The organism is Pseudoalteromonas sp. SIMBA_162 (genome assembly GCF_046535955.1).
Taxonomy (GTDB): domain Bacteria; phylum Pseudomonadota; class Gammaproteobacteria; order Enterobacterales; family Alteromonadaceae; genus Pseudoalteromonas; species Pseudoalteromonas marina.
In genome coordinates, this window is the sequence record NZ_JAWJBQ010000207.1 from 1 (window position 1) to 306 (window position 306).

Annotated in this window: 1 protein-coding gene; it reads right to left on the bottom strand. The window is 64.1% G+C overall.

Annotated features, from left to right (window positions below; genetic code table 11):
• Positions 1–306 (bottom strand): 4Fe-4S dicluster domain-containing protein (locus tag R0J88_RS19390; RefSeq protein WP_410900783.1); only part of this gene is annotated, 306 nt, incomplete at both ends.

Here is a 306-nt window from a genome sequence, read left to right on the forward strand (position 1 = left end):
GACCGATTGCCTTGGTCGGGTTCAGACCTTTCGGGCAAACGTTTACGCAGTTCATGATCCCGCGGCAGCGGAATACGCTGAACGGGTCATCCAGGGACGCCAGGCGCTCCTGAGTCTTGGTGTCACGGCTGTCGGCCAGGAAGCGGTAGGCCTGCAGCAGTGCGGCGGGGCCCAGGAACTTGTCCGGGTTCCACCAGAACGACGGGCAGGAAGTCGAGCAGCAAGCGCACAGGATGCACTCGTACAGACCGTCGAGCTTCTCGCGCTCTTCCGGGGACTGCAGACGTTCGATGGCCGGAGCCGGCG